A 21,276-nucleotide genomic window follows, 5' to 3' on the forward strand; every position below is an offset into this window, starting at 1 on the left:
ACGTGCCCTTTCCTGTGAATTCACCGCCGCCCGACGCATGTTCCCGCGGCGGCCGCCACTACCCTGGAAGTCATGCAGAGACTGCTCGTCACCGGCGGCGCCGGCTTCATCGGCTCGAACTTCGTCCACCACGTCGTGGAGAACACCGATCACCACGTCACCGTCCTGGACGCGCTCACCTACGCCGGCAACCGCGCCTCCCTCGACGGGCTCCCCGCCGACCGGGTGACGTTCGTGCACGGCGACATCACCGACGCCGAGCTCGTCGACACGCTGTTCGCCGACGCCGACGCCGTCGTGCACTACGCCGCCGAGTCGCACAACGACAACTCCCTGCACAGCCCGCGTCCGTTCCTGGACACCAACATCGTCGGCACGTACACGCTCCTCGAGGCGGCCCGCAAGCACGACCGCCGCTTCCACCACATCTCCACGGACGAGGTCTACGGCGACCTCGAGCTCGACGATCCGGAGCGCTTCACCGAGAACACGCCCTACAACCCGTCTTCGCCCTACTCGTCGACCAAGGCCGGATCCGACCTGCTCGTGCGGGCCTGGGTGCGCTCCTTCGGCGTGCAGGCGACGATCTCGAACTGCTCCAACAACTACGGCCCCTACCAGCACGTGGAGAAGTTCATCCCGCGTCAGATCACCAACGTGATCCGCGGAATCCGCCCCAAGCTCTACGGCGCGGGCGAGAACGTGCGCGACTGGATCCACGCCAACGATCACTCCTCCGCGGTGCTGACCATCCTGGACAAGGGCCGGATCGGCGAGACCTATCTCATCGGCGCCGACGGGGAGCGCAACAACAAGGACGTCGTCGAGCTCATCCTCGAGCAGATGGGACAGCCCCGCGACGCGTACGACCACGTGACCGACCGTGCCGGTCACGACCTGCGCTACGCGATCGACTCCACGAAGCTCCGCACCGAACTCGGCTGGACGCCGCAGTACGCCGACTTCGAGTCCGGCCTCGCCGCCACGATCGACTGGTACAAGGCCAACGAGGCGTGGTGGGCGCCGTCCAAGGACGCGACCGAGGCGTTCTACGCCACCAAGGGGCAGTGATGGCGGTCGAGTTCGGCAAGCAGCTCACGGTCGTCGAGACCCCGATCCCCGGGATGATCGCCCTCGAGCTGCCGGTGCACGGCGACGCCCGCGGATGGTTCAAGGAGAACTGGCAGCGCGAGAAGATGACCGCGCTGGGCCTCGCGGACTTCGGCCCCGTCCAGAACAACATCTCGTTCAACGACGCGGTGGGAACGACGCGGGGCATCCACGCGGAGCCGTGGGACAAGTGGGTCTCCGTCGCCACGGGGCGCATCTTCGGTGCCTGGGTGGACCTCCGCGAGGGCGAGAGCTTCGGCACCGTCTTCACGATCGAGCTGGATCCCTCCCGCGCGATCTTCGTGCCGCGCGGCGTCGGGAACTCCTATCAGACGCTCGAACCCGACACGGCGTACACCTACCTCGTCAACGACCACTGGTCGCCCGATGCGAGCTACTCGTTCCTCAACCTCGCCGACGAGACGGCCGCGATCGCCTGGCCGATCCCGCTCGCCGAGGTGGAGATCTCCGAGAAGGACAAGAACCATCCACGGCTGGCGGATGTCACGCCCATCGCGCCGCGCAAGACGCTCGTGGTGGGCGCGAACGGGCAGCTCGGGCTCGCCCTGCACGCTGCGCTCGGAGACGCCGCGCACATCGAGTACGCGACCCGCGCCGATCTCGATCTGGCCGACCCGTCGCTCGCCGGCGCCCGGCGCTGGCGCGACTACGGCACGATCATCAACGCCGGCGCCTACACGGCCGTCGACCTCGCGGAGACCCCCGATGGCCGCCGCGACGCGTGGGTCGCGAACGCCGAGGGGCCTGCCCGTCTCGCGCGCATCGCCGCCGAGAACGGCATCACGCTCGTGCACGTCTCGAGCGACTACGTCTTCGACGGCACGGCCGATCGCCCCTACCGCGAGGACGACGCCCTGGCACCGCTGGGCGTCTACGGGCAGTCGAAGGCCGCCGGTGACGTCGCCGCGGCGACCGCCCCGCGGCACTACATCCTGCGCACCTCGTGGGTCATCGGCGAGGGCAAGAACTTCGTGCGGACGATGGCGTCGCTGGCCGAGCGCGGGATCGACCCGAAGGTCGTCGACGATCAGACCGGTCGCCTCACCTTCACAGACGACATCGCCCGCGCGATCGTGCACCTGCTGGCCTCGGAGGCGCCGTACGGGGTCTACAACGTCACCGGATCCGGAGAGCCTGCGACCTGGGCGGACATCGCCCGCGCGGTGTTCTCCGCGACCGGGCACGACCCGGCCAGGATCACCGGGGTGAGCACCGCGGAGTACTTCGCGTCCGCGACGAGCCCGGTGGCGCCGCGACCGGCGTGGAGCGTGCTCGACCTCGCGAAGATCGAGGCGACCGGGTTCTCCCCGTCGAACTACGCCGAGGCGCTGGCCTCGTACCTACGCTGACCGCCATCCTCCTGCGCTCTGGCCGAGATCCGGGCGCAGGAGGCGACCAGCATCGCGAGCGCGGCACCGAACGAGAGCGCGCCGACGGCTAGCGCGGTCATCGGCGATGGTCCCACCTGCCACCACCAGTCGATATGCGGGTCGAGGTAGAGATAGTCCGGCGCCACGTAGCGACGCATCGTGAAGAGGAGTGCCACGGCGTTCGCAGCGACGAGCAGCACGGCGCCTACGACGAGCTGCATCGCACTCATTCGCTGTCCTAGTCGCGCCGTCAACGCCGCGTCCTCCGAAGGCGCCAGGGCGACCGCCACGAACACGGTGAGCAGAGGCAGAAGATAGCGCGGTTGGACCTGCGATCCGACCAGAACCCCAGAGCTCACCAGGATGTACATGGGGATCACGACGAGCGCCCCGCCAACGCCGGCGAGTGCCAGCGCTTTTCGCCACCCTTGCCACCTCAGCGTCGCGAACACGGTCCCGGCCACCACGAAAACGACGAAGGCCCACACCAGCGGAGGCATAGTGGTCTCGAGCCAGCCGAGACCCCACGTCTGTCCGAAGGCGCCCGCGATGAGCGAGGGCAGGTTGAGCAGATTCTGCACGATCAGCATCGAACGCGACCCGACGGGCTCGGTGGTGCTGAGTCCGCCCAATGCGCTGCCCACCTGGCCCGCAGAGACCGTGGCGACGCCGGCCGCGACGACGATGATCGCGGGCAGTACCGCTCGCTTCAGGAAGGATCGATCGGCGCGGAACACGAGAACGAGAGCAGCGAGAACGGAGACGGCAGCATACGTCGCTGCGTCGCCTCGGGAGCTGAAGGCCATGAGCGCGGCGCTGCCGGCCAGCGCCCCGAGGACGATTCTCCGCTTCCCTGTCGTACACATGTAGCCGAGCACACTCGGGAAGAGAACCGCCAGCGACGTGATGGCCCAGGAGCTCGGATTGATCGAAGCGATGAGGAACATCCCCAACGGAACTGCCGTGACGGCGACCGACCAGCCCAGGACCGGGCGTAGCCGGCGCGGCAACGCGAACCACGTACCGACGGTGAGGGCCGCGAAGAGTGCGGCGTTGGTCAGACGTATCGCCAACGTCGTGACAGCGACGTTCGGAGTCACGAAATGGGAGTAGACCCAGTAGTAGCCCGGGGGGTACAGTCCCTTCGAATTGACGTTCTTCGTCGGCACCATGTCGTCTGTGACGACGAGGTGCTCCTCGGTGCACTTGCCTGTCACCGTGGGCTGCGCAACGTAGCACAGGCCGATCGAGAGCTCGTGGGGCACCAGTCTCCACGGCTCCTTGTCCCCCTTCTCACACAGGCCTGGCCGCTCTCCCTGGCCGCACCAGATGCTCGCGAGATGGAAATTGTCGTCCGGCGAGGATCCGACAGGAGAAGCAAGTGACCACGCACCCAGAGCCAGGAAGATCCCCAGCGCGGAAGCGATCCCCCAGAGGACGGATCGAGCTCGGTTCACGGACGACTCCTCACAACGACAGCGCGAAGCACAATGCTATCGAGCACACGGACGCGCCTAGAACGAGCGGCACCCCAGGAGCGGGTTGTTCCCGGGCGCATCATTGATCGCGTACGCGCAGACCGTGTGACTCGACGGTCCGGCCGGAATCATCGTCGAGAATCCGTGCTGAACTCCTGCGGAGGGATATGCGGCCCCCACATCGGGACGTGCTTGATCCGCCATCCTCGGGACGCCGACCCCATCGATGTAGAAGTGCACGGCGATCGGCGCGGTGGTGTCGGGATCGATCGCCCATCCGCTGACCTGAACGCCACCGCTCACCGCGACCGCGGACTCGAAGTTGCCGAACGGCTGTGCGGAGAGCGTCGGGGCGACGAACTGGCAACCCAGCATCGTGTTCGCCCCTCGGCCATTGTTGATTCCGTAGGCGCAGACCTGCGCTCCCCCCGGGGGCAGCGTTCGTGTCACCGCGAAACCGTGTGCATCTCCGTAACCGGGGAAGGCCGCAGCGATATCGCCGCGACTCAGGTCGGCCTGATACGCGACCCCGGAAGAACCCACGTAGACGTGCACGGGGATCGAAGCGTTCGTGTCCGGATCCAAGGTCCAGCCTGCGACCGTCACCTGATCGCCCTTGACGATGAACGCATCGACCCGGCCGATCGGCGCCGTTCCGGGATCAGTTGCCGGTGGCACGAAAATCTGGCGACACGGCATGAGCAGGACATTGCTACCCGACGCCACGTTGATGCCGTACACGCACACCGTCTGATAGCCCGCCGGCGCCGGTACCGTGCTCTGATATCCATGGGCGGCACCGTATACCGGGAAGACTGCCCCTACGTCCGTCCGCTGCTGGTTCGCCGTGGTCGGATAGCCCACTCCCGCGACGTATACATGCACGGCGATGGGATCCTTGGTGTCCGGATCGAACGCCCACCCGCGGACGCTGACAGTGCCGGGTCCGGACGTCAACGAGTCGATCGTGCCCACGGGAGACCCCCCGTAGGAGGTGACGGAGGTACATCCGAGGAGTTGGTTTGTCCCCGGCCCGCGGTTGATCCCATAGACGCACACATCGGCCGCCCCCCACGTGGTGGGCGGGACTGCGACATCGAAGCCGTGATTGATACCCAGCTTCGGGTAGTGCGGGCCGAGATCGGGCCGGGCGAGCTTGGCCGTCGACGGGTATCCCACGCCATTGACGTAGACGTGGACGTCGATGGAGTCCGAGGTGTCAGGGTCCAAAGCCCATCCTGTGACCCGAATCTGACCGGGGACCGAACTGACGCTCTCCACGAAACCGACCGGATTGTTGGCGGTCGAGCCGCCCTGCGTCGATCCGAACCAGTCCGTGAAGTAGTTGTAGAAGTTGCGGTTGCCGTAGGCGGAGCAGGAATCGCCCTCGCCGTAGCCGGCGCGCAGGGCTGCGGCATTGGGCTGATACGGCGTGTAGTAGTACAGCGCGGCCGTCGCCTTGTTCGCGATGTAGACCGGCCCGGATCCGCAGCCCTGGTTCGGGTTGTAGAGGATGTTCCAGGTGTTGCCCGGCGCGTACCAGGTGAACCAGCGGCCCTCCATGTAGATCTGCATCTGACGCGCGGCGCCGTAGATCTGCTGGAAGAAGCCGACGTAACTGGGGTCGCAGGGGGCGTCATCGGGACAGCCCTGGCCGAGCGCGCTGTCGTAGCGCCAGCCGCTGGGCCAAGTGTGCGTGACGAGACCCTGCTCCTTCTGGAGCATGACGATCAGCACCTGGGGGTTGATGTTGCACGACTGCGAAACGCGGTAGATGATGCTCGCCGCGCTCTCGTTCGCCGTCCCCGAGTACCCGCTGCAATAGGAATCCGCGGGGCGGTTCTGCGACGTGACGCGGAAGTCCTTGAGGCACGTGTAGCCGCTCTGACACGACGGGACCTTGGCGTTGAAGAAGTCCTGGATCTGCTGGGCCGACATCGTCGACTTGTTCGTGAACGTCCCGTCGCTGATGATGTTGCCCGCGTTCCAGCCGTCGAGCGTCATCGGCCTGATGGACGCGGCCGCCGCTCCGGCACCGGTCACCGACGACGTGACCGGGGTCGCAGCCTGTGCAGCTGCGGGAGCCGCATCCGCGACCGATGGGACCAGCACGGAGAGGAAGACGGCGGCGATGGCGAGCATGCCGATCATCCAGCGTCGGGGCGCGTGAGCGCGCGCGGGACCCGGGGCATGTCCAGTCATGCTGATATTCTGCGGCTTCGGACGTCGAATGGCACCCCTGACACGCACAGTTCTGCGGGAAATCACGGATGAACGCCGTCCGCAGGCGCCGCCTCGGTTCAGAGCTCCGCGTGCAACGTCCAGACCCTCTCGGCGGATCCGTTCCACGAGTAGGCCCGCGAGCGATCCGCGGCGAGAACCGACAGCCGTCGCGCGCCCTCCCCCGCGGCGTCGCGCAGAGCGTCGCTGAATCCCGCCTGGCTCACGAGCAGTCCTCCCTCGGCCAGCACGTCATGATGCACGCCGCTCTCCGCCGCGATCGCGGGAACGCCGAGCACGAGCGCCTCGACGAGCCGCCACGGCCACACCGGCGCGGAGTCCGCCGCGACGAAGGCGAGTGCGCCGGCGAGCAGCGCGGCGCGGTCCTCCGCGGCGAGCCGCCCGAGCACGTGCACGCGCGGCGCGGCGAGTCCCTCCGCCACCGCGGCTTCCGCGATCGCGGGCGCGGAGCCTGCAGCCGCGTCCGCCACGAAGACATCGGCGTCCTGGTCGACCGCGGCGGCGAACACCGCGGGAAGGGTCTCCGCCGTGCCCGTGGCCACGATGTACCGGTCGGGGGCGCCGAGCGCGATGCGCCGCTCTGCGGCGTCGAGCGGAATCGCGAAGCCCGTCGGCGCAGCACCGGGGATCACGCGGATGCGATCGGCGAAGCGGCCGAGGCCGGCGAGCTCCTCCGCCATCGCGTGCGTGGGCACCACGACGGCGTCGGCGTGCTTGGCGGCGCGCTTGAGCATGCTGCGCTGCCACAGCACGCTCGCCCGCGACAACTGCTCGGGCGCGGTCCACGCCCGAAGATCCCAGACCGTGGCGACCGTCTGGTCGTAGTCGTTGGCCCTGTCGTGCTTCGCGAGCGGGGCGAAGAGGGAGGGGGCGTGGATCATGCCTCCGCCGACGCCGGCGACCACGCCGAGCTGCCAGGCGGCGCCGAGCTCGCGACGTGCCAGCGACAGACGGTGCAGTGTGTCGGCCCCGTCCACGGCGAGGTCGCCCGCTCCTCCGGGCACGATCGCCTCGATCGTGCATTTCTGAGGCGCCGTCGCGGCCAGCCCCCGGAGGAGCGAACGCGCGGCTTCGGCCTGATCGGGGTCGACGACGTCGTTCACCTGATCCAGCACAACCCGCAGCACAGCCATGCTCCGAGCCTATCCAGCGGCGGGCGCAAGTCGGCTGAGGCGCTCCCTGCGCACCCCGGTGCGGTCCGAGGCCGGGCGCCGGCACGGCAGGTCGACGAGGCCCAGTAGCATCGTGACGAACGCCGAGGCCCTAAGGAGCACACATGCGCGTACTCGTCACCGGCGGGGCCGGCTACATCGGATCCCACACCGTGCTCGCCCTTCTCGAGCGCGGGGACGACGTGATCGTCGTCGACAACTTCGCGAACAGCTCCCCCGTCTCGCTCGAGCGCGTCGCCCGCATCGCGGGACGCGCCCCGCAGGTGCACCGACTCGACGTCGCGGATGCGGCCGCCCTCGACGCGGTGTTCGCCGCGGAGAGGCCGGAGGCCGTGATCCACTTCGCCGGGCTCAAGGCGGTCGGCGAGAGCGTCGCCGAGCCGCTGCGCTACTACTCCGAGAACCTCGGGACGACGTTCGCGCTGCTCGCGGCCATGCAGCGCCACGGGGTGCGCACGCTCGTCTTCTCCTCTTCCGCGACGGTCTACGGCGACCACCAGCCCGTCCCCTACCGCGAAGACGGCGGACTCCTCGACGCCTCCAACCCGTACGGCCAGACGAAGGTCATGATCGAGCGCATCCTCGAGGACGTCGCGCAGGCGGATCCGCAGTGGCGCATCGCGCTGCTGCGCTACTTCAACCCCATCGGCGCGCACGAGAGCGGGCTGATCGGCGAAGACCCGCGCGGCATCCCGAACAACCTCGCGCCGTACGTGGCCCAGGTCGCCGTCGGTCGTCTCGCCGAGGTCGGCGTCTTCGGCGACGACTACCCGACCGCGGACGGCACCGGCGAGCGCGATTACATCCACGTCGTCGACCTCGCCGCGGGACATGTCGCGGCCCTCGAGCACCTGCGCACGCGGGACGGTATCCGCGCCTGGAATCTCGGCACCGGCCGGGGGACCTCGGTCCTCGAGCTCATCGCCGCCTTCGAGAAGGCCTCGGGGCGGCCCATCCCCCGGCGCATCCTGCCCCGGCGAGGAGGCGACCTGGCCCAGACCTGGGCCGACACCGCCCGGGCGGAGTCCGAGCTCGGCTGGCGCGCACAGCGCGACATCGTCGACATGGCCGCGGACAGCTGGCGCTGGCAGTCGGGGAATCCGCAGGGGTACGACTCCGAGTAGTCCGGATCCGGCCCGCCGGTGTCCGGCGAGCCGGCACCTCGGACCGCCGGATCAGCTCGTGGGCGTCGGCGACGGCTCGGGGTGCAGGGTCGCCTTGACCATCGCGTGGATCGCGTTCCAGTCGGGCTCGAACTCGTCCACGCCGTTGGCGGGGGTGAGATCGATCGTGGTGAGCTTCTGCTTCTTCGCCTTCATCATGAGGTCGAAGAACTCCGGCAGCTTGTCCTGGGGCAGGTCGGTGTCGACCGCGGACGTCCCCGCCGCGGCGATCTCGCTGAAGTGCGCGGCCACGTTCTGAGGAGTGAACTGCTTCAGCAGCGCGTCCTGCAGCTCGCGCTGACGGCGCATCCGGTCGAAGTCGCTCGTCGTGTAGCGCGAACGCGCGTACCACTGCGCGGTGTCGCCGTTCATGTGCTGCTGCCCGGGCTCGATCCAGCCGGTCGCCCACTCCTCGGCGTTGTCCGGACCGCCCCACTCCGGGACGTTGCCCTCGGGCAGGCGCTCCTTGACGTTGATGTCGACCCCGCCCAGCGCGTCGATGAGCTTCGCGAAGTCGTTCATGTCGAGGAACACGTAGTACGGGACCTTGATCCCCAGCACGCCCTCGGCCGCGGCCTTGGTGGCCTCTACCGCGGGGCGCGAGCCGTGCTTCTCCGCGTCGGGGTAGAGCGAGGGGCCGGTGTGGCAGACCTCGACGGCGTTGGTGAGCTGGTTGATCCCGCTCCCCCAGCCGCACTCCGCGTCGTCATGGGCCTGCAGACCGTCGGGGTACAGGTCGTGCATGGGGCCCGGCGCGAACGGCACATGCGGCATGTCGCGCGGGATGCCGAAGATCGTGGTCTTTCCGGTCTCGGCGTTCACCGACACCACCGAGATGCTGTCGTAGCGCATCGAGTCGCGGCCCAGGCCGCTGTCCGCGCCGAGCAGCAGCACGTTGTAGTAGCCGTCGCTGGGCGGCAGGCTCGGACCGCCGGAGCCGAACAGGGTGCTGATCGCGCTGCGGCTGGAGCCGAGGACGTTCGCGGCATAGGCGGCGCCCGAGCCGCACAGGGCCAGCACCAGCACCGCGACGAGCGGGATCGCGATCCTCGCGTAGTTCTTGGTGCGCACCAGGCGCACGATGCGCAGCGTGTCGAAGGTGAGCACCACCCACAGCACGGCGTAGGCGATGCAGAGGATCTGGATGAGCGTCAGCACGAGCCAGCTCACCCAGCCGCCGCCGACGGTGAGCCAGAGCAGCGCCTGGTGCCAGAGCAGCGCGCCGAGCACGCCGAGCACGATCAGCGCCCACATCGTGAGCGTCGCGCCGAGGCCGAAACGGCCCAGCCTGCGATTGCCCGCCAGCACCTGGGCGGATCCGGGGATCAGCACATTGAGCACGACGAGCCACCAGCCGCGGCGGGTCATGACGTCCGGCGACCCGAAGTCGGGGTCGCGCATCGGCCTCGTGCGGATGAGCCCCGCGCTCTGCGCGGAGACCCCGCCGGGCCGGGCCAGGACCTGGGTCACAGGCTGTCCTTCAGCCGCCGGTTCTTCTCCTCGACCTGCGCCTCGAGGTCGCGGGCGTAGGACTCGATGCGGTCGGCGAGGGCCGGATCCGCGGTTCCCAGGATGCGTGCGGCGAGGATGCCCGCGTTGCGCGCGCCCCCGATCGAGACGGTCGCGACGGGGATGCCCGCGGGCATCTGCACGATCGAGAGCAGCGAGTCCATGCCGTCGAGATAGGCGAGCGGGACGGGGACGCCGACCACGGGCAGCGCGGTCACGGAGGCCAGCATGCCCGGCAGGTGGGCCGCGCCTCCGGCTCCGGCGATGATCACCTTGAGCCCGCGCTCGCGCGCCTCGGTGCCGTAGCGGTGCAGCTTCTCCGGCGTGCGGTGCGCGGAGACGACCTCGACCTCGTGCGGGATGCCGAACTCGGTCAGCGCCTCGGAGGCGGCGCTCATCACGCGCCAGTCGGAGTCGGATCCCATCACGACGCCGACGAGGGGCGCGGCGGATGCGTGCAGTGTCCCAGTCACCCGTACAGGCTACGGGCGACGGCTGGGAGAACCCCGCTGCGGCGCGCCCTCGCGGCCGAGAACCCGGCTCCGGCTCAGGCGAAGGCGTCCGCGGCGGCCCTGGCCTCGGCGAGCACAGCGTCGAGGTCGGATCCGCTCGCGTTCACGTGCCCGACCTTGCGGCCGGGGCGCGGCGCCTTGCCGTAGGTGTGCACCTTGGCCTGCGGGCTCGCGGCGAGCGCGGCCGGGACGCGATCGAGCATCCCGGCATCCGCGGGCCCGCCGAGGATGTTGATCATGACGGACCAGTCCGCGTGCGGAGTCGTCTCCCCCAGAGGCAGGTCGGCGACCGCGCGCAGGTGCTGCTCGAACTGCCCGGTCACCGCGCCGTCCTGGCTCCAGTGGCCGCTGTTGTGCGGGCGCATCGCGAGTTCGTTCACGAGGATCCGGCCGTCCTCGGTCTGGAACAGCTCGACGGCGAGCATGCCGGTCACGCCCAGTCCCTCGGCGATCTCCCGGCCGATCCTGGCGGCCTCGGCGAGGTGCTCGGCGTCGACGCCGGGCGCGGGGGCGATCACCTCGGCGCACACCCCGCCCTTCTGCACGGTCTCCACGACGGGGTAGGACACGGATTCGCCGTTCGGACGCCGCGCGACCTGCTGCGCGAGCTCGCGCACGAACGGCACGAGCTCCTCGACGAGCAGGGCGTCGCCGTCGGCGAGGCCGGAGAACCAGTCCGCGGCCTCCTCGGCCGCGGAGACGACGCGCACGCCCTTGCCGTCGTAGCCGCCGCGGGGCGTCTTGACGACGCCGCGGCCGCCGTGCGCGTCCAGGAAGGTCTGCAGTTCGCCGGCGTCGGCGACGCGGGCCCAGTCCGGCTGGGGGGCGCCGAGATCCGCGAGGCGGGCGCGCATGTCGAGCTTGTCCTGCGCGAACCGCAGCGCGTCGGGTCCGGGGTGCACGGCCACGCCGTCGGCGACGAGCGCGCGCAGCACCTCCTGCGGCACGTGCTCGTGGTCGAACGTGATCACGTCCACGTCGGCCGCGAACCGGCGCACGGTGTCGAGATCGCGGTAGTCCCCCACCGCGGTGGCCGCCAGCTGCGCCGACATGCCCTCGTCCTCCGCCAGCACCCGGATGTCGATGCCCAGCTCGACCGCCGGGGCGATCATCATCCGCGCCAGCTGTCCGCCGCCGATCACACCCACACGCAACGCCATCGGTTCTCCGTTCCTCGCCCCCATTCTCCCGCACGTTCCACCCCCGCTCTCACCGCCCTCCCTTCGGGTCGTCCCCCTCAGCGCACGCCAGAGGCTCCGCTGACGGGGACGACGCGAAGGAAGGGCGGGCGCGGGTCAGGCGGGGTAGGGGTTCTGGGCGGCCTGGGCGTCGCGATGGGCGAGGATCTGCCCGACCTCGACCTGGTCCGCGAGGGTCTCCTGCACGAGAGCGACGTTCGGCACGTCGCGGATCCGCAGCGGCGCGTCCACGCCGTTGGACAGCAGCACCGTCCCTGCGCCGACGAGGCGCTGCAGGGGTCCGCGGCGCACCGAGATCGTGTACCCGCGGGCGTGCGACATCTCGATGCTGTTGCGGGATCCGACGCCGTCGCGCACGATCACCCGGCGCGTCGTGATCGTGACCCGCCGCGAGAGCCAGGTCAGGAACGGCACCACCACGAGCAGCAGCACGAGCGCACCGGCCGCCGCCCAGAGCATCCAGTCCTTGGCCCACCCCGCGAGGGGTGCCGGGAGATTGCCGGTGAAGTATCCGGTGGCGCCCGCCACGACGATGAGCACGAGCGCCGACCAGAACAGATGCCGCGCGTGCGGGTGGAACCGGGCGATGAGGCGCTCCTCCGCGGGCACGCCGGGCGGCGGCGTCATCGGCCGCCCGCCCAGACCCATCGGTTGCGTCACGCGTCCATTGTGACCCGCGGCGTCGGGATCCGCACGGCCCGTCCCGGGTGTGTCCTGATGCGGATCCGCTCCGCCGCGCTGACTCCGCTCATGCCGAAGGCGCTTCCGCTCCCGCCGCGCGCGTCACACCACCAGCGCGATCGCGACCCCGTCCCAGCCCTTCACGCCGACGGTCTGCAGCGCGGTCGCATCGAAGCGGGGATCGCGTCCGAGCATCTCCAGCCCCTCGCGCGTGCCGACCACCATCGAGTCGGACGACGCGGGATCCACGATGTCGCCCTCGCGCCCGATGTTGTCGACCACGACGACGGATCCGGGGTGCCCGAGCCGTGCGGCCCAGTCCAGGTAGATCGTGTTCGACTCCTTGTCGGCGTCGATGAAGATCAGATCGAAGGGCTCGTCGTCCTCGAGCGCGGGCAGCACCTCTGCCGCACGCCCGAGACGGATCTCGACCCGCTCTCCCACGCCCGCGGCGTCGATGCTCGCGCGCGCGACTGCGGCGTTGTCCGGCTCCGCCTCGATCGTCACGACGCGGCCGCCGTCCCCCACCGCCCGCGCCATCCAGATCGTGGAATAGCCGCCGAGGGTGCCGATCTCCAGCACCCGGCGCGCCCCCGCGATGCGGGCCAGCAGGTTCAGCAGCTTCCCGCTGACCGGCGCGACCTCGATCGCGGGCATCCCCGCCGCCTGCTGCGCGGCCAGGGCGGCCTCGAGCGCGGGGTCGTGCCCGACGAGGGTCTCGGAGAGGTAGTCGTCGGCGGCGCGCCAGTTCGCGAGGTTCGGTTGGGCCATGCGCCCAGCTTCGCCCCTCTCGGCACGGCGATCAAGACCGTTCCGGCTCCGATCCGGCCGTCGTCGACGAACCGGCCCCCGCTCCCGTGCCCGCGCCCTCGCTCGGCGGATTCTCGGGCAGTGGCGCGGGGAACGGAGCCGGGAGCGTCCGCGGCAGGTCGGCCGCGAGCGCGGGCTGCCGGCGGAACTGGCCGGTGAGGATCAGCACCAGGATCACCGCGGCGCCGACGATCCAGCCCGCCACGCCCAGGGGCAGGACGAGGGCCGGATCCACCCGCGTGCCCGCGGCGAAGAACCAGGCGTACATCCCCGCCGAGGCGTTGAGCGCTCCGTGCGCGAAGACGGCGGGCCACATCGATCCGGAACGCAGCCGGAGCCACCCGAGCAGTACGCCCCACACGACGCATCCCCCGGTCATGAGGAGCACCCCGCTGAGATCGGTGCGCCCGAAGTTGTAGCCGAGCAGGATGATCGGCGCGTGCCACAGCCCCCAGACCACGCCGCTGACCAGGAGGGAGGCCCAGGTGCCGTAGCGGCGCAGCGCCGGCACGAGGAACCCGCGCCAGCCGAGCTCCTCACCGAACGCGGCGAGCGCGTTGACCGTCGACGCGGCGACCGGGATGCTCGCCGCCTGTGCCGCGATCAGCACGCCCGTCGGCGGGAGCGGGGTGCCGGCCGGAACCCTCGCCGCGATCAGCGCGGCGAACCCGGAGAAGCCGGTGAGGTCGACCGTGAGCCAGCCGCACAGGGCGGCGATCGCGGTGGAGAGCGCGACCAGCAGCGGAGGGACGAGCAGTCCGATCACCATGAGCCACACGACGCGCTTCACGGGGCGCAGGGGCCAGAGGCCCAGGAACCGCAGCCGCCGGCCCTTCGGGATCGGCCGGAGCACGAGCAGCACGAGCACGACCGCGACGGCCGGCATGTACATCATGACGGTCATGAGCGGGAGGGCGTACGGCTCCCGCAGCCCGTCGCCGAGCCACAGCGGCAGCGCCACCAGCCAGGCGAGCCCGCAGGCCAGCACGACGTAGAGGATGATGGCGCCGAGCCCGATGCGCACCGGCGCACCCTGCAACGGCTGCTCCCCGTCCCTCTCGACTCCCGTCGTCCCGCCGATCTCCTCGCTCATCGCCCGCTCCGATCGCTCTCATCGCCCGCGCCTGCGGCCGCTCCGCGGTCGAGGTAGGCCTGCAGAACGCCCGCGCCGACCGCCGCTCCGTCGACCGTGATGACCAGCGGGCGCTTGTCCCGGCGCTCGACCTCGATCGCCGGGCCGCGGCGGAGCACGATGCCGGTGCGCCCGTCGAGGCCGAGTCGCCAGCCGAAGCCGCCGAACTCGCCGAACGGGTTGCACTCCACGGCACGCACCGAGACGACCTCGTCGAGGGGGACGTGCACGCGGGGGAAGCCGATCTGGGATCGCACCGAGAGCCCGTCGGGACCGACGCGCACCCGGAACGACGCGGAGGACGCGAACGCGCCCCCGATGAGCACCAGGGTGAGCACCGGCACCCACATCCGGTCGGTGAACCGGATCGCCATGAACGCGGTGATCCCGACCACGACCACCACGAGCAGCGAGATGAGGATCATGGCGCGGCGGGACAGCGACGCGGTCGCCAGCCAGACCACCCGCTCGCCGTTCGTGATCGCGGCGACATGGGCGGGCTGCAGCGGCGCAGCCGGTGCGGGACGGATGTGCGGCTGCAGCAGCCAGCCGATCCCGATCAGCACCACGAAGGCGCCGAACCCCAGCAGCATGAGACCGCCGAGGTCCTCCGCCTGCTTGGCATCGGCGATCCCCCGCTGCGTGCCGACGGCGCCCAGATTGATCACCGCGCTGAGACCGGAGATCCCGAGGGCCATCCCGACGATGAGCCTCGCGCCGCCGCCCCAGTGGTCGCGCACCCCGACGACCGTCGTGATCGTGAGCGCCGCGGGCAGCACGAAGCCGAGCAGGATCGACAGCCAGATGAACGTGGCGGGGGGTCCGAAGCCGTCGACGCCCGAGGGCCCCCAGTGCGTCGCGGCGGGCGAGGGCAGCTCCGGCAGCCAGGCGAGGACCAGGGCGAGCACGACGGCGGAGAGCACGAGCGGCACCACGGCGCCGAGGGTCAGGGCGATCAGCCGGGCCCGGCGCAGATCACGGGCCGGGATCGCGGTCAGGTCCTGCGCAGCAGGAGCGGAACGTGCGTTCATGATGGGATCCTCCTCATTCCTGGGCGGCGATCAGCGCGGCGAGGGTCGCGGGGCTGACGCCGAGCGCCGCACCACGACGGACGAGCGCCCCGATGTCCTCTGCGAGGTCCGCGAGGGGCGCGGCGGAGGCCGAGAGCACGGCGCCGCGCCCTCGGCGCAGATCCAGGAGTCCCTCGTCGCGCAGCTCCTGATACGCCCGCAGCACCGTGTGCACGTTGACCTCGATGGCGTCGGACAGCTCGCGGGCGGCGGGGAGGCGGTCGCCCGGGCGCAAGCGCCCCGCGAGCACCTCCGCCCGCACCGAGGCCGCGATCTGCGCGAACAGCGGCTGTGCGCTGTCGGCGTCGATACGGATCAGCATCGGGCTCACCTCCTGTCTATTTATTCTAGGTCAACTAGATCAATTGTGGAAGGGATCCAGTCGATTCATCGCGGAGGGCGCGCACCGGGAAGACTGGCCGCATGCGCATCACTCCCCGCCGGCTGGCCGTCGGCATGAGCCTGTGGATCCCGAACCTGTTCAGCGGCATCAGGGTGCGCGGGTTCAGCGCCGACTGGACGCGGGCCGTGGTCGAGCTGCACGTGAACGTCTTCACGCGCAACTACGTCAAGACCGCGTTCGGCGGATCCATGCAGGCGATGACGGACCCGTACTTCTTCATGCTCGTCATGCACCAGCTGGGTCGCGACTACGTCGTGTGGGACACCCGCGGCGAGATCGAATTCCTCACGCCGGGCCGCGGCGTGCTCACCGCGCGCTTCCACGTGCCCGCGGAACGGGTCGCCGACATCCGAATGCGCGCCATCGGCGGCGCGAAGGTGCTCGAGTGGTTCGAGACGGAGATCACCGACCGCTCGGGCGAGGTCGTCGCGCGCGTGCGCCGCGAGGTGTACGTGCGGGAGAAGAAGCGCGTCACCGCGGCGAAGGCCTGACCCCCGGACGGAGCGGATCCGCCTCGACGCGGGGCCGGTCGGGGCCGGATCGTCCGCGATGATGAGAGCATGCCTCTTGCGCGCCGTCTGACGCTCGCCGATGCCGTCGCGATCGGCCTCGGATCCATGATCGGCGCGGGGGTCTTCACCGTCTGGGGTCCCGCCCTGGGCGCCGCCGGATCCGGCCTCCTGATCGCGCTGGTTCTGGCAGGCGTCGTGGCGTTCTGCAACGCCACCTCCTCCGCGCAGCTCGCGGCCGCGCATCCGGTCTCCGGCGGCACCTATGCCTACGGACGCGCCGAACTCGGACCGTGGTGGGGCTTCATCGCCGGCTGGTGCTTCGTGATCGGCAAGCTCGCGAGCGGCGCCGCCATGGCGATGACCGTCGCGGCCTATGTCGCCCCGGCCGGATGGCAGAAGCCGGTCGCGGTCCTCGCGGTCGCCGCCCTCACCGCCGTCACCTGCGTCGGGGTGACGCGCACGGCCCGCGTCACCCAGGTGCTCGTCGCCGTGACGCTGCTCGGGCTGATCCTGGTCCTCGCGGCAGCCGGGTCCGCACTCCCGCACGCCGCCCCCTCGCCGCTCCCGCCCGGATCCCCGTACGGCGTCCTCCAAGCGGCGGGCCTGCTGTTCTTCGCCTTCGCGGGGTACGCGCGCATCGCGACCATGGGCGAGGAGGTGCGGGATCCCTCGCGCGCCATCCCCCGGGCGATCGGCATCGCGCTCGCCGCCGCGCTCGTCGTCTACGTGCTCGTCGGCGGCGCGGTCGTCCTGACGCTCGGCGGCGCCGCGGCGAGTTCGTCCGCTCCCCTCGCCGACGTCGTCTCGGCCGCCGGCTGGACGGCCGCGGGGCCCGCGGTGCGGGTCGCGGCCGCGACCGCCGCGACCGGGGCGCTGCTCGCCCTGCTGTCCGGGATCGGGCGGACCTCCCTGGCGATGGCGAGGGAGCGCGACCTCCCCCGGTTCCTCGCCGCGGTCGATCCGCGGCACAGCGTCCCTCGAAGCGCGCAGCTGGCCGCGGGGGCCGTCGTCGTGGCGGTCGTGCTCGTCGCCGACCTGCGGGGAGCGATCGGGTTCTCCTCCTTCGGCGTCCTGCTCTACTACTTCGTCGCGAACGCCGCGGCGCTCCGGCAGGGCGGGTCCGCGCGCCGGTACCCGAAGGCGCTGCAGGTGCTCGGCGCCCTCGGCTGCGTCGCACTGGCCGTCTCCCTGCCGCTGCCCTCGGTGCTGATCGGGACGGCCGTCGTGCTCGTCGGCGTCGCCCTCCGCGCGATCAGGCTCCGCGGGGACCGGAGACGGCGCGATACGCCGAGGGCGTGAAGCCGAGCACCGCACGGAAGTCGTTCGCGAGGTGCGCCTGGTCCGCGTAGCCGAGGTCGGCGGCGACGGTCGCGAGATCCGTGCCGGGATCCGAACGGATCCGCTCCGCCGCCTCCTGCAGGCGGCGCCTGCGGATCATGGCGGCGGGAGACAGCCCGACGTGACGGTGCGCCATGCGCTGCAGGGTGCGCACCGAGACCGCGAGACGGGCCGCCGCCTGCTCGGGCGTGCGGACCGCGGGATCCGACATGAGCAGCTCGGCCATCGCGTTCGCATGCCGCCCGGGCGCCGTGACCTCGCCGACGCGCTCGCGCAGCCAGGCGCACAGCACCGCCACGGCGCGCTCCCGATGCCCCTCGCCCGAGGACATCGCGTGCGCGACCGCCTCGGGGAGCCCCGGCGCGGGGAAGTCCTCGACCCGGTCGAGCAGCGCCGAGGGGGTCTCGGTCAGCACGGCCACCGCGGCCGGGCGCAGCAGCGCACCGACCGCCCACCCCCTGCCCGTCAGCTCCCGTGCACTGGCGCGCGTCGTCGCACCCGACAGCACGGCGCCCCCTTCCTCGACCACGAGGTTCAGCGCGGGGAACGACACCAGGTCCTGCCGCGAGGAGCGACCGGGTTCGATGTCCCATTCCGGGATCCAGCACCACTCCACGAGCTCGGCGGCGTCGGCGGGCGGCGGGAGCCGGTGGAACTGCGGCAGGCGCGCCGGATACAGCACGCCTCGCGTCGGATCGACCATTCCTCGAGCGTAGAAGGCGTCGCCGACATCGGCTCGACGCCGCCGGCCGCGGGCCGGAGGAAGGTGGCGCGAATCTCCAAGAGCCGCACCCCGACCTCGGCCTAATGTCGGGGTCATGAGCGAAGACACCTCCACGACGACCACCGGCGTCACCGGCGCGTACACGACGAACGGCCGCCCGAACGCGGCGACCTCCCTCACCCCGTTCCTGGCCATCCCCGACTCCCGGTCCGCGATCGAGTTCTACCGCGAGATCTTCGGCGCCCGCGTCGTCGAGATCACCGAGTTCGGCGGCGTGGTCGCGCACGCCGACCTCGACTTCGGGCTCGGGATCCTGCAGCTCGGCGACCCCAATCCGGAGTACGGGCTCATCGCGGCCCCCGGCGGCGACGCGGACTGCTACTCGATGGGACTCTACGTGCCCGATGTCGACACGGTCGTCGAGCGCGCCGTCGCCGCGGGCGCCACGATCCGCGAGGCGCCGTCGACGTTCGTCTCCGGCGACCGCTTCGCGAGCATCCGGGACCCGTTCGGCGTGCGCTGGTCGATCATGACGCGGGTCGAAGACCTCTCGGAGTCCGAGAGCGCGGCCCGCATCGCCGAATGGGCCGCGTCCTTCACCGCATCGGAGAGCTGAGCGCCTCGCCGGCCACGCTCGCCGCGGCCTCCTGGGCCGCCGCCGTCACCGCGGGCAGCAGCGCCTCCGCGGTGCGGCGGTAGCCGAGGGCGCTCGGGTGGAACCGGTCGAGGCTGAACATCTCCTCCGGCTCGTCGAAGAACATCGGCCCCACGGCGCGGCGCAGGTCGACCGCGGTGGCTCCGTGCTCGATCGCGGCCTGGGCCTGCGCCGCCGCCAGCCGCCGCGACATCCGCGAGGCGATCGAGCGCAGCGGCTGCGGTACCGCCCGCAGCGCTCCGAGGTCGGGACAGGTGCCGACCACGACACCGGCGCCGAGCGCGTGCAGCCAGCCGATCGCATCCTCCAGGTGCTGCACCGACAGGGAGACGGGGATCCGGTGGGTCACGTCGTTGCCGCCCACGACGATCACCGCGACGTGCGGCAGGTAGTCCGTCTCGAGCGATGCAAGCTGGGCGTCCAGATCCGGCGACTCGGATCCGACGATCGCGACGGTCCGCAGCCGCACCGGTCGTCGGGTCCGCCGGGCGACGCCCTTCGCGAGCCGTCCGCCCAGCGTGTCCTTGCGCCGCTCGGCACCGAGGCCGGCCGCGAGCGAGTCGCCGAGCAGGAGCAGTTCGATCGGCTCCCCGGCCAGGCGCCGCCGCCACACGCGGTCGGCGTCGATCGCGTCCTCCCCCAGCGGCTTGCCGATGCGGCGCCGGGCGATGCGCGCCTGACGCCGCAGCGCCAAAGGCACCGCGACGGCGGATCCGGCGATCGCGAGCCCGGCGGCTCCGAGAAGCCCGACCGGGACGCCTCGGGATCCGGCCCGACGGCGATCAGCAGCGTCCATACGCCGATCAGACCGCATCGACATGAACGGCGTATGACCGGCCGTGGACGTTTCGGCGCCGCGGTCGGGATCCGGAGCTCAGGAGAGAGGCTTGACCTCGAGCGCGTCGGAGGCGTCGCCCGCGCGCACGCCCGCGAACGCCGTGTAGCCGTCGGCCGCGGCGCGCTCGAGCAGCGCCTTGAGGTTCTTCGTGCGGCGCTCGAGGCGCACTCTGGCGCCGCCCGCGATGAGCGCGGCCTTGTGCGCGACGAGCTCGGAGACGGGCACGTCGCCGTCGTGCACGAGCACCACCGCCTGCCCCGCGGCGTCATCGGCGGACTCCAGCAGGTCCACGATCCGCTCGAAGCCGATCGAGAAGCCGACGGCCGGCACCTGCTGTCCGAGGAAGCGCCCGATCATGCCGTCGTAGCGTCCGCCGCCGCCGAGCGAGTACGCCACCGAAGGGTGCGCGAGCTCCATGATCGTGCCCGTGTAGTAGCCCATGCCGCGCACCAGGAACGGGTCGAACTGCAGCGGGATGGGGTCGATGCCCTCGGCGGCGGGGCGGGCCGCCGCGACGGCTTCGCCGAGACCGACGAGGTGCGCGACGAGGTCCTCGGGGGCGTTCTCGGGAAGCGCCTTGCGGATCTGCCGCTCGCCGTAGGGGTTGTACTCGAGGGTCTGCGGACGGCGCAGGAAGGCCGCGAAGGCGTCGACCGCGGCGGCCGTGGCCCCGCGCTCGCGCAGCTCGGCGACGATGCCGTCCGCGCCGATCTTGTCGAGCTTGTCGATCGTGATGAGCACCCCGGGCCGCTCGTCCTCGGCGAAGCCGAACGAGTCGAGCATCCAGTCCAGCGCGCGGCGGTCGTTCACGCGCACCGTGCCGCCGGTGAGACCGAGCGCGTCGATCGTGTCGAGCGAGGCGACGATGAGCTCGGCCTCGGCGCGCGCCGAGTCGTCGCCGATGATGTCGATGTCGCACTGCACGAACTGGCGGTAGCGGCCCTTCTGCGGGCGCTCGGCACGCCAGACCGGTCCGATCTGGATCGAGCGGAACACCCCGGGCAGCTGTCCGCGGTTGGTCGCGTAGAAGCGCGCGAGCGGGACGGTGAGGTCGTAGCGCAGGCCCAGGTCGCTGAGCGCGGCGGGATCCTCCGCAGCCTCGCGGATGCCGTCCGCGTCGAGCCCGCGGCGCAGGATGTTGAAGGACAGCTTCTCGTTGTCCCCGCCGATCCCCGCGTGCAGCCGGTCGTACTCCTCGACGACGGGCGTCTCGATCTCGTCGAAGCCGTGCGCGCGGTAGCGCTCGCGGATGACGGAGAGCACGCGCTCGCGACGCGCCTTGTCGGCGGGGAGGAAGTCGCGCATCCCGCGCGGAGGATTGACCGTTGCCACGGATCC

The 21,276-nt window shown here is 71.1% G+C and carries 20 protein-coding genes; 6 read left to right on the forward strand and 14 right to left on the reverse strand.

Annotation, left to right across the window (positions count from 1 at the left end):
• Positions 1–72: 72 nt before the first annotated feature.
• On the forward strand, positions 73–1,071 hold the full coding sequence (rfbB, locus tag ACIPY5_RS05075) for a dTDP-glucose 4,6-dehydratase (RefSeq protein ID WP_400967432.1): 999 nt from the start codon (positions 73–75) through the stop codon (positions 1,069–1,071).
• A complete protein-coding gene (gene rfbD / locus ACIPY5_RS05080) occupies positions 1,071–2,480 on the forward strand; it encodes a dTDP-4-dehydrorhamnose reductase (RefSeq protein ID WP_400967435.1) in 1,410 nt (469 codons plus the stop codon). The genes rfbB and rfbD overlap by 1 nt, the downstream gene beginning before the upstream one ends.
• On the opposite strand, the gene ACIPY5_RS05085 is transcribed toward rfbD, so the two are convergent.
• The 3 genes from ACIPY5_RS05085 to ACIPY5_RS05095 are packed head-to-tail and all read right to left on the reverse strand — an operon-like array spanning position 2,447 to position 7,353.
• The gene (locus tag ACIPY5_RS05085) at positions 2,447–3,958 is read right to left on the reverse strand and encodes a DUF2142 domain-containing protein (RefSeq protein WP_400967438.1); all 1,512 of its coding nucleotides are present in this window, start codon (positions 3,956–3,958) and stop codon (positions 2,447–2,449) included. The two genes, rfbD and ACIPY5_RS05085, sit on opposite strands and share 34 nt — an antisense overlap.
• 57 nt (positions 3,959–4,015) lie before the next feature.
• Positions 4,016–6,328: a hypothetical protein gene (locus tag ACIPY5_RS05090; RefSeq protein ID WP_400967441.1), complete on the reverse strand. Its 2,313-nt coding sequence runs from the start codon at positions 6,326–6,328 to the stop codon at positions 4,016–4,018.
• The gene (locus ACIPY5_RS05095; RefSeq protein ID WP_400967444.1) at positions 6,280–7,353 is read right to left on the reverse strand and encodes a glycosyltransferase; all 1,074 of its coding nucleotides are present in this window, start codon (positions 7,351–7,353) and stop codon (positions 6,280–6,282) included. The genes ACIPY5_RS05090 and ACIPY5_RS05095 overlap by 49 nt, the downstream gene beginning before the upstream one ends.
• Before the next feature lie 143 nt (positions 7,354–7,496).
• Here ACIPY5_RS05095 and galE point away from each other — a divergent pair, with 143 nt between their 5' ends.
• Entirely contained in the window at positions 7,497–8,516 is a 1,020-nt protein-coding gene (gene galE, locus ACIPY5_RS05100) for a UDP-glucose 4-epimerase GalE (RefSeq protein ID WP_400967447.1), read from the forward strand.
• Between the two features lie 51 nt (positions 8,517–8,567).
• Here the strand turns inward: galE and ACIPY5_RS05105 are convergent, their stop codons facing one another.
• The 8 genes from ACIPY5_RS05105 to ACIPY5_RS05140 all read right to left on the reverse strand — a co-directional run bounded on the left by ACIPY5_RS05105 (position 8,568) and on the right by ACIPY5_RS05140 (position 15,790).
• Positions 8,568–10,025, reverse strand: a complete 1,458-nt coding sequence (locus ACIPY5_RS05105; protein WP_396652919.1) for an LCP family protein — start codon at positions 10,023–10,025, stop codon at positions 8,568–8,570.
• Complete coding sequence (gene purE, locus ACIPY5_RS05110; protein ID WP_045270228.1) at positions 10,022–10,489, reverse strand: 5-(carboxyamino)imidazole ribonucleotide mutase; 468 nt, start codon at positions 10,487–10,489, stop codon at positions 10,022–10,024. Before purE ends, ACIPY5_RS05105 begins: the two co-directional genes overlap by 4 nt.
• A gap of 122 nt (positions 10,490–10,611) precedes the next feature.
• Complete coding sequence (locus ACIPY5_RS05115; protein WP_400967451.1) at positions 10,612–11,736, reverse strand: 5-(carboxyamino)imidazole ribonucleotide synthase; 1,125 nt, start codon at positions 11,734–11,736, stop codon at positions 10,612–10,614.
• A 135-nt stretch (positions 11,737–11,871) separates the two neighbouring features.
• A complete protein-coding gene (locus ACIPY5_RS05120; protein ID WP_309357104.1) occupies positions 11,872–12,435 on the reverse strand; it encodes a PH domain-containing protein in 564 nt (187 codons plus the stop codon).
• Positions 12,436–12,558: 123 nt separating this feature from the next.
• Positions 12,559–13,227, reverse strand: coding sequence for an O-methyltransferase (locus ACIPY5_RS05125; RefSeq protein WP_400967455.1), 669 nt, complete (start codon positions 13,225–13,227; stop codon positions 12,559–12,561).
• A 31-nt stretch (positions 13,228–13,258) separates the two neighbouring features.
• Complete coding sequence (locus tag ACIPY5_RS05130) at positions 13,259–14,359, reverse strand: lysostaphin resistance A-like protein (protein ID WP_400967458.1); 1,101 nt, start codon at positions 14,357–14,359, stop codon at positions 13,259–13,261.
• Entirely contained in the window at positions 14,356–15,429 is a 1,074-nt protein-coding gene (locus ACIPY5_RS05135) for a DUF1648 domain-containing protein (RefSeq protein ID WP_400967460.1), read from the reverse strand. The genes ACIPY5_RS05130 and ACIPY5_RS05135 overlap by 4 nt, the downstream gene beginning before the upstream one ends.
• Positions 15,430–15,442: 13 nt before the next feature.
• A complete protein-coding gene (locus ACIPY5_RS05140) occupies positions 15,443–15,790 on the reverse strand; it encodes a GntR family transcriptional regulator (protein WP_400967463.1) in 348 nt (115 codons plus the stop codon).
• Positions 15,791–15,891: 101 nt separating this feature from the next.
• Between ACIPY5_RS05140 and ACIPY5_RS05145 the strand changes: the two genes are divergently transcribed.
• Positions 15,892–16,362, forward strand: coding sequence for a DUF4442 domain-containing protein (locus ACIPY5_RS05145; RefSeq protein WP_400967466.1), 471 nt, complete (start codon positions 15,892–15,894; stop codon positions 16,360–16,362).
• Between the two features lie 69 nt (positions 16,363–16,431).
• Positions 16,432–17,682 carry an APC family permease gene (locus ACIPY5_RS05150; RefSeq protein WP_400967469.1) on the forward strand — a complete coding sequence of 417 codons (1,251 nt, stop codon included), beginning with the start codon at positions 16,432–16,434 and terminating at the stop codon, positions 17,680–17,682.
• Here ACIPY5_RS05150 and ACIPY5_RS05155 read toward each other — a convergent pair.
• The gene (locus ACIPY5_RS05155) at positions 17,636–18,424 is read right to left on the reverse strand and encodes a helix-turn-helix domain-containing protein (protein ID WP_400967472.1); all 789 of its coding nucleotides are present in this window, start codon (positions 18,422–18,424) and stop codon (positions 17,636–17,638) included. The two genes, ACIPY5_RS05150 and ACIPY5_RS05155, sit on opposite strands and share 47 nt — an antisense overlap.
• Positions 18,425–18,539: 115 nt before the next feature.
• Between ACIPY5_RS05155 and ACIPY5_RS05160 the strand changes: the two genes are divergently transcribed.
• Positions 18,540–19,061 (forward strand): VOC family protein, encoded by a 522-nt coding sequence (locus ACIPY5_RS05160; protein WP_400967475.1) that lies wholly within the window; start codon positions 18,540–18,542, stop codon positions 19,059–19,061.
• On the opposite strand, the gene ACIPY5_RS05165 is transcribed toward ACIPY5_RS05160, so the two are convergent.
• Positions 19,042–19,896, reverse strand: a complete 855-nt coding sequence (locus ACIPY5_RS05165) for an SGNH/GDSL hydrolase family protein (protein ID WP_400967477.1) — start codon at positions 19,894–19,896, stop codon at positions 19,042–19,044. The genes ACIPY5_RS05160 and ACIPY5_RS05165 overlap by 20 nt on opposite strands.
• A 78-nt stretch (positions 19,897–19,974) precedes the next feature.
• Positions 19,975–21,243: a histidine--tRNA ligase gene (locus tag ACIPY5_RS05170; RefSeq protein ID WP_400968476.1), complete on the reverse strand. Its 1,269-nt coding sequence runs from the start codon at positions 21,241–21,243 to the stop codon at positions 19,975–19,977.
• Positions 21,244–21,276 lie beyond the last annotated feature (33 nt).

This window comes from Microbacterium sp. NPDC089698, from assembly GCF_044749045.1.
GTDB lineage: Bacteria > Actinomycetota > Actinomycetes > Actinomycetales > Microbacteriaceae > Microbacterium.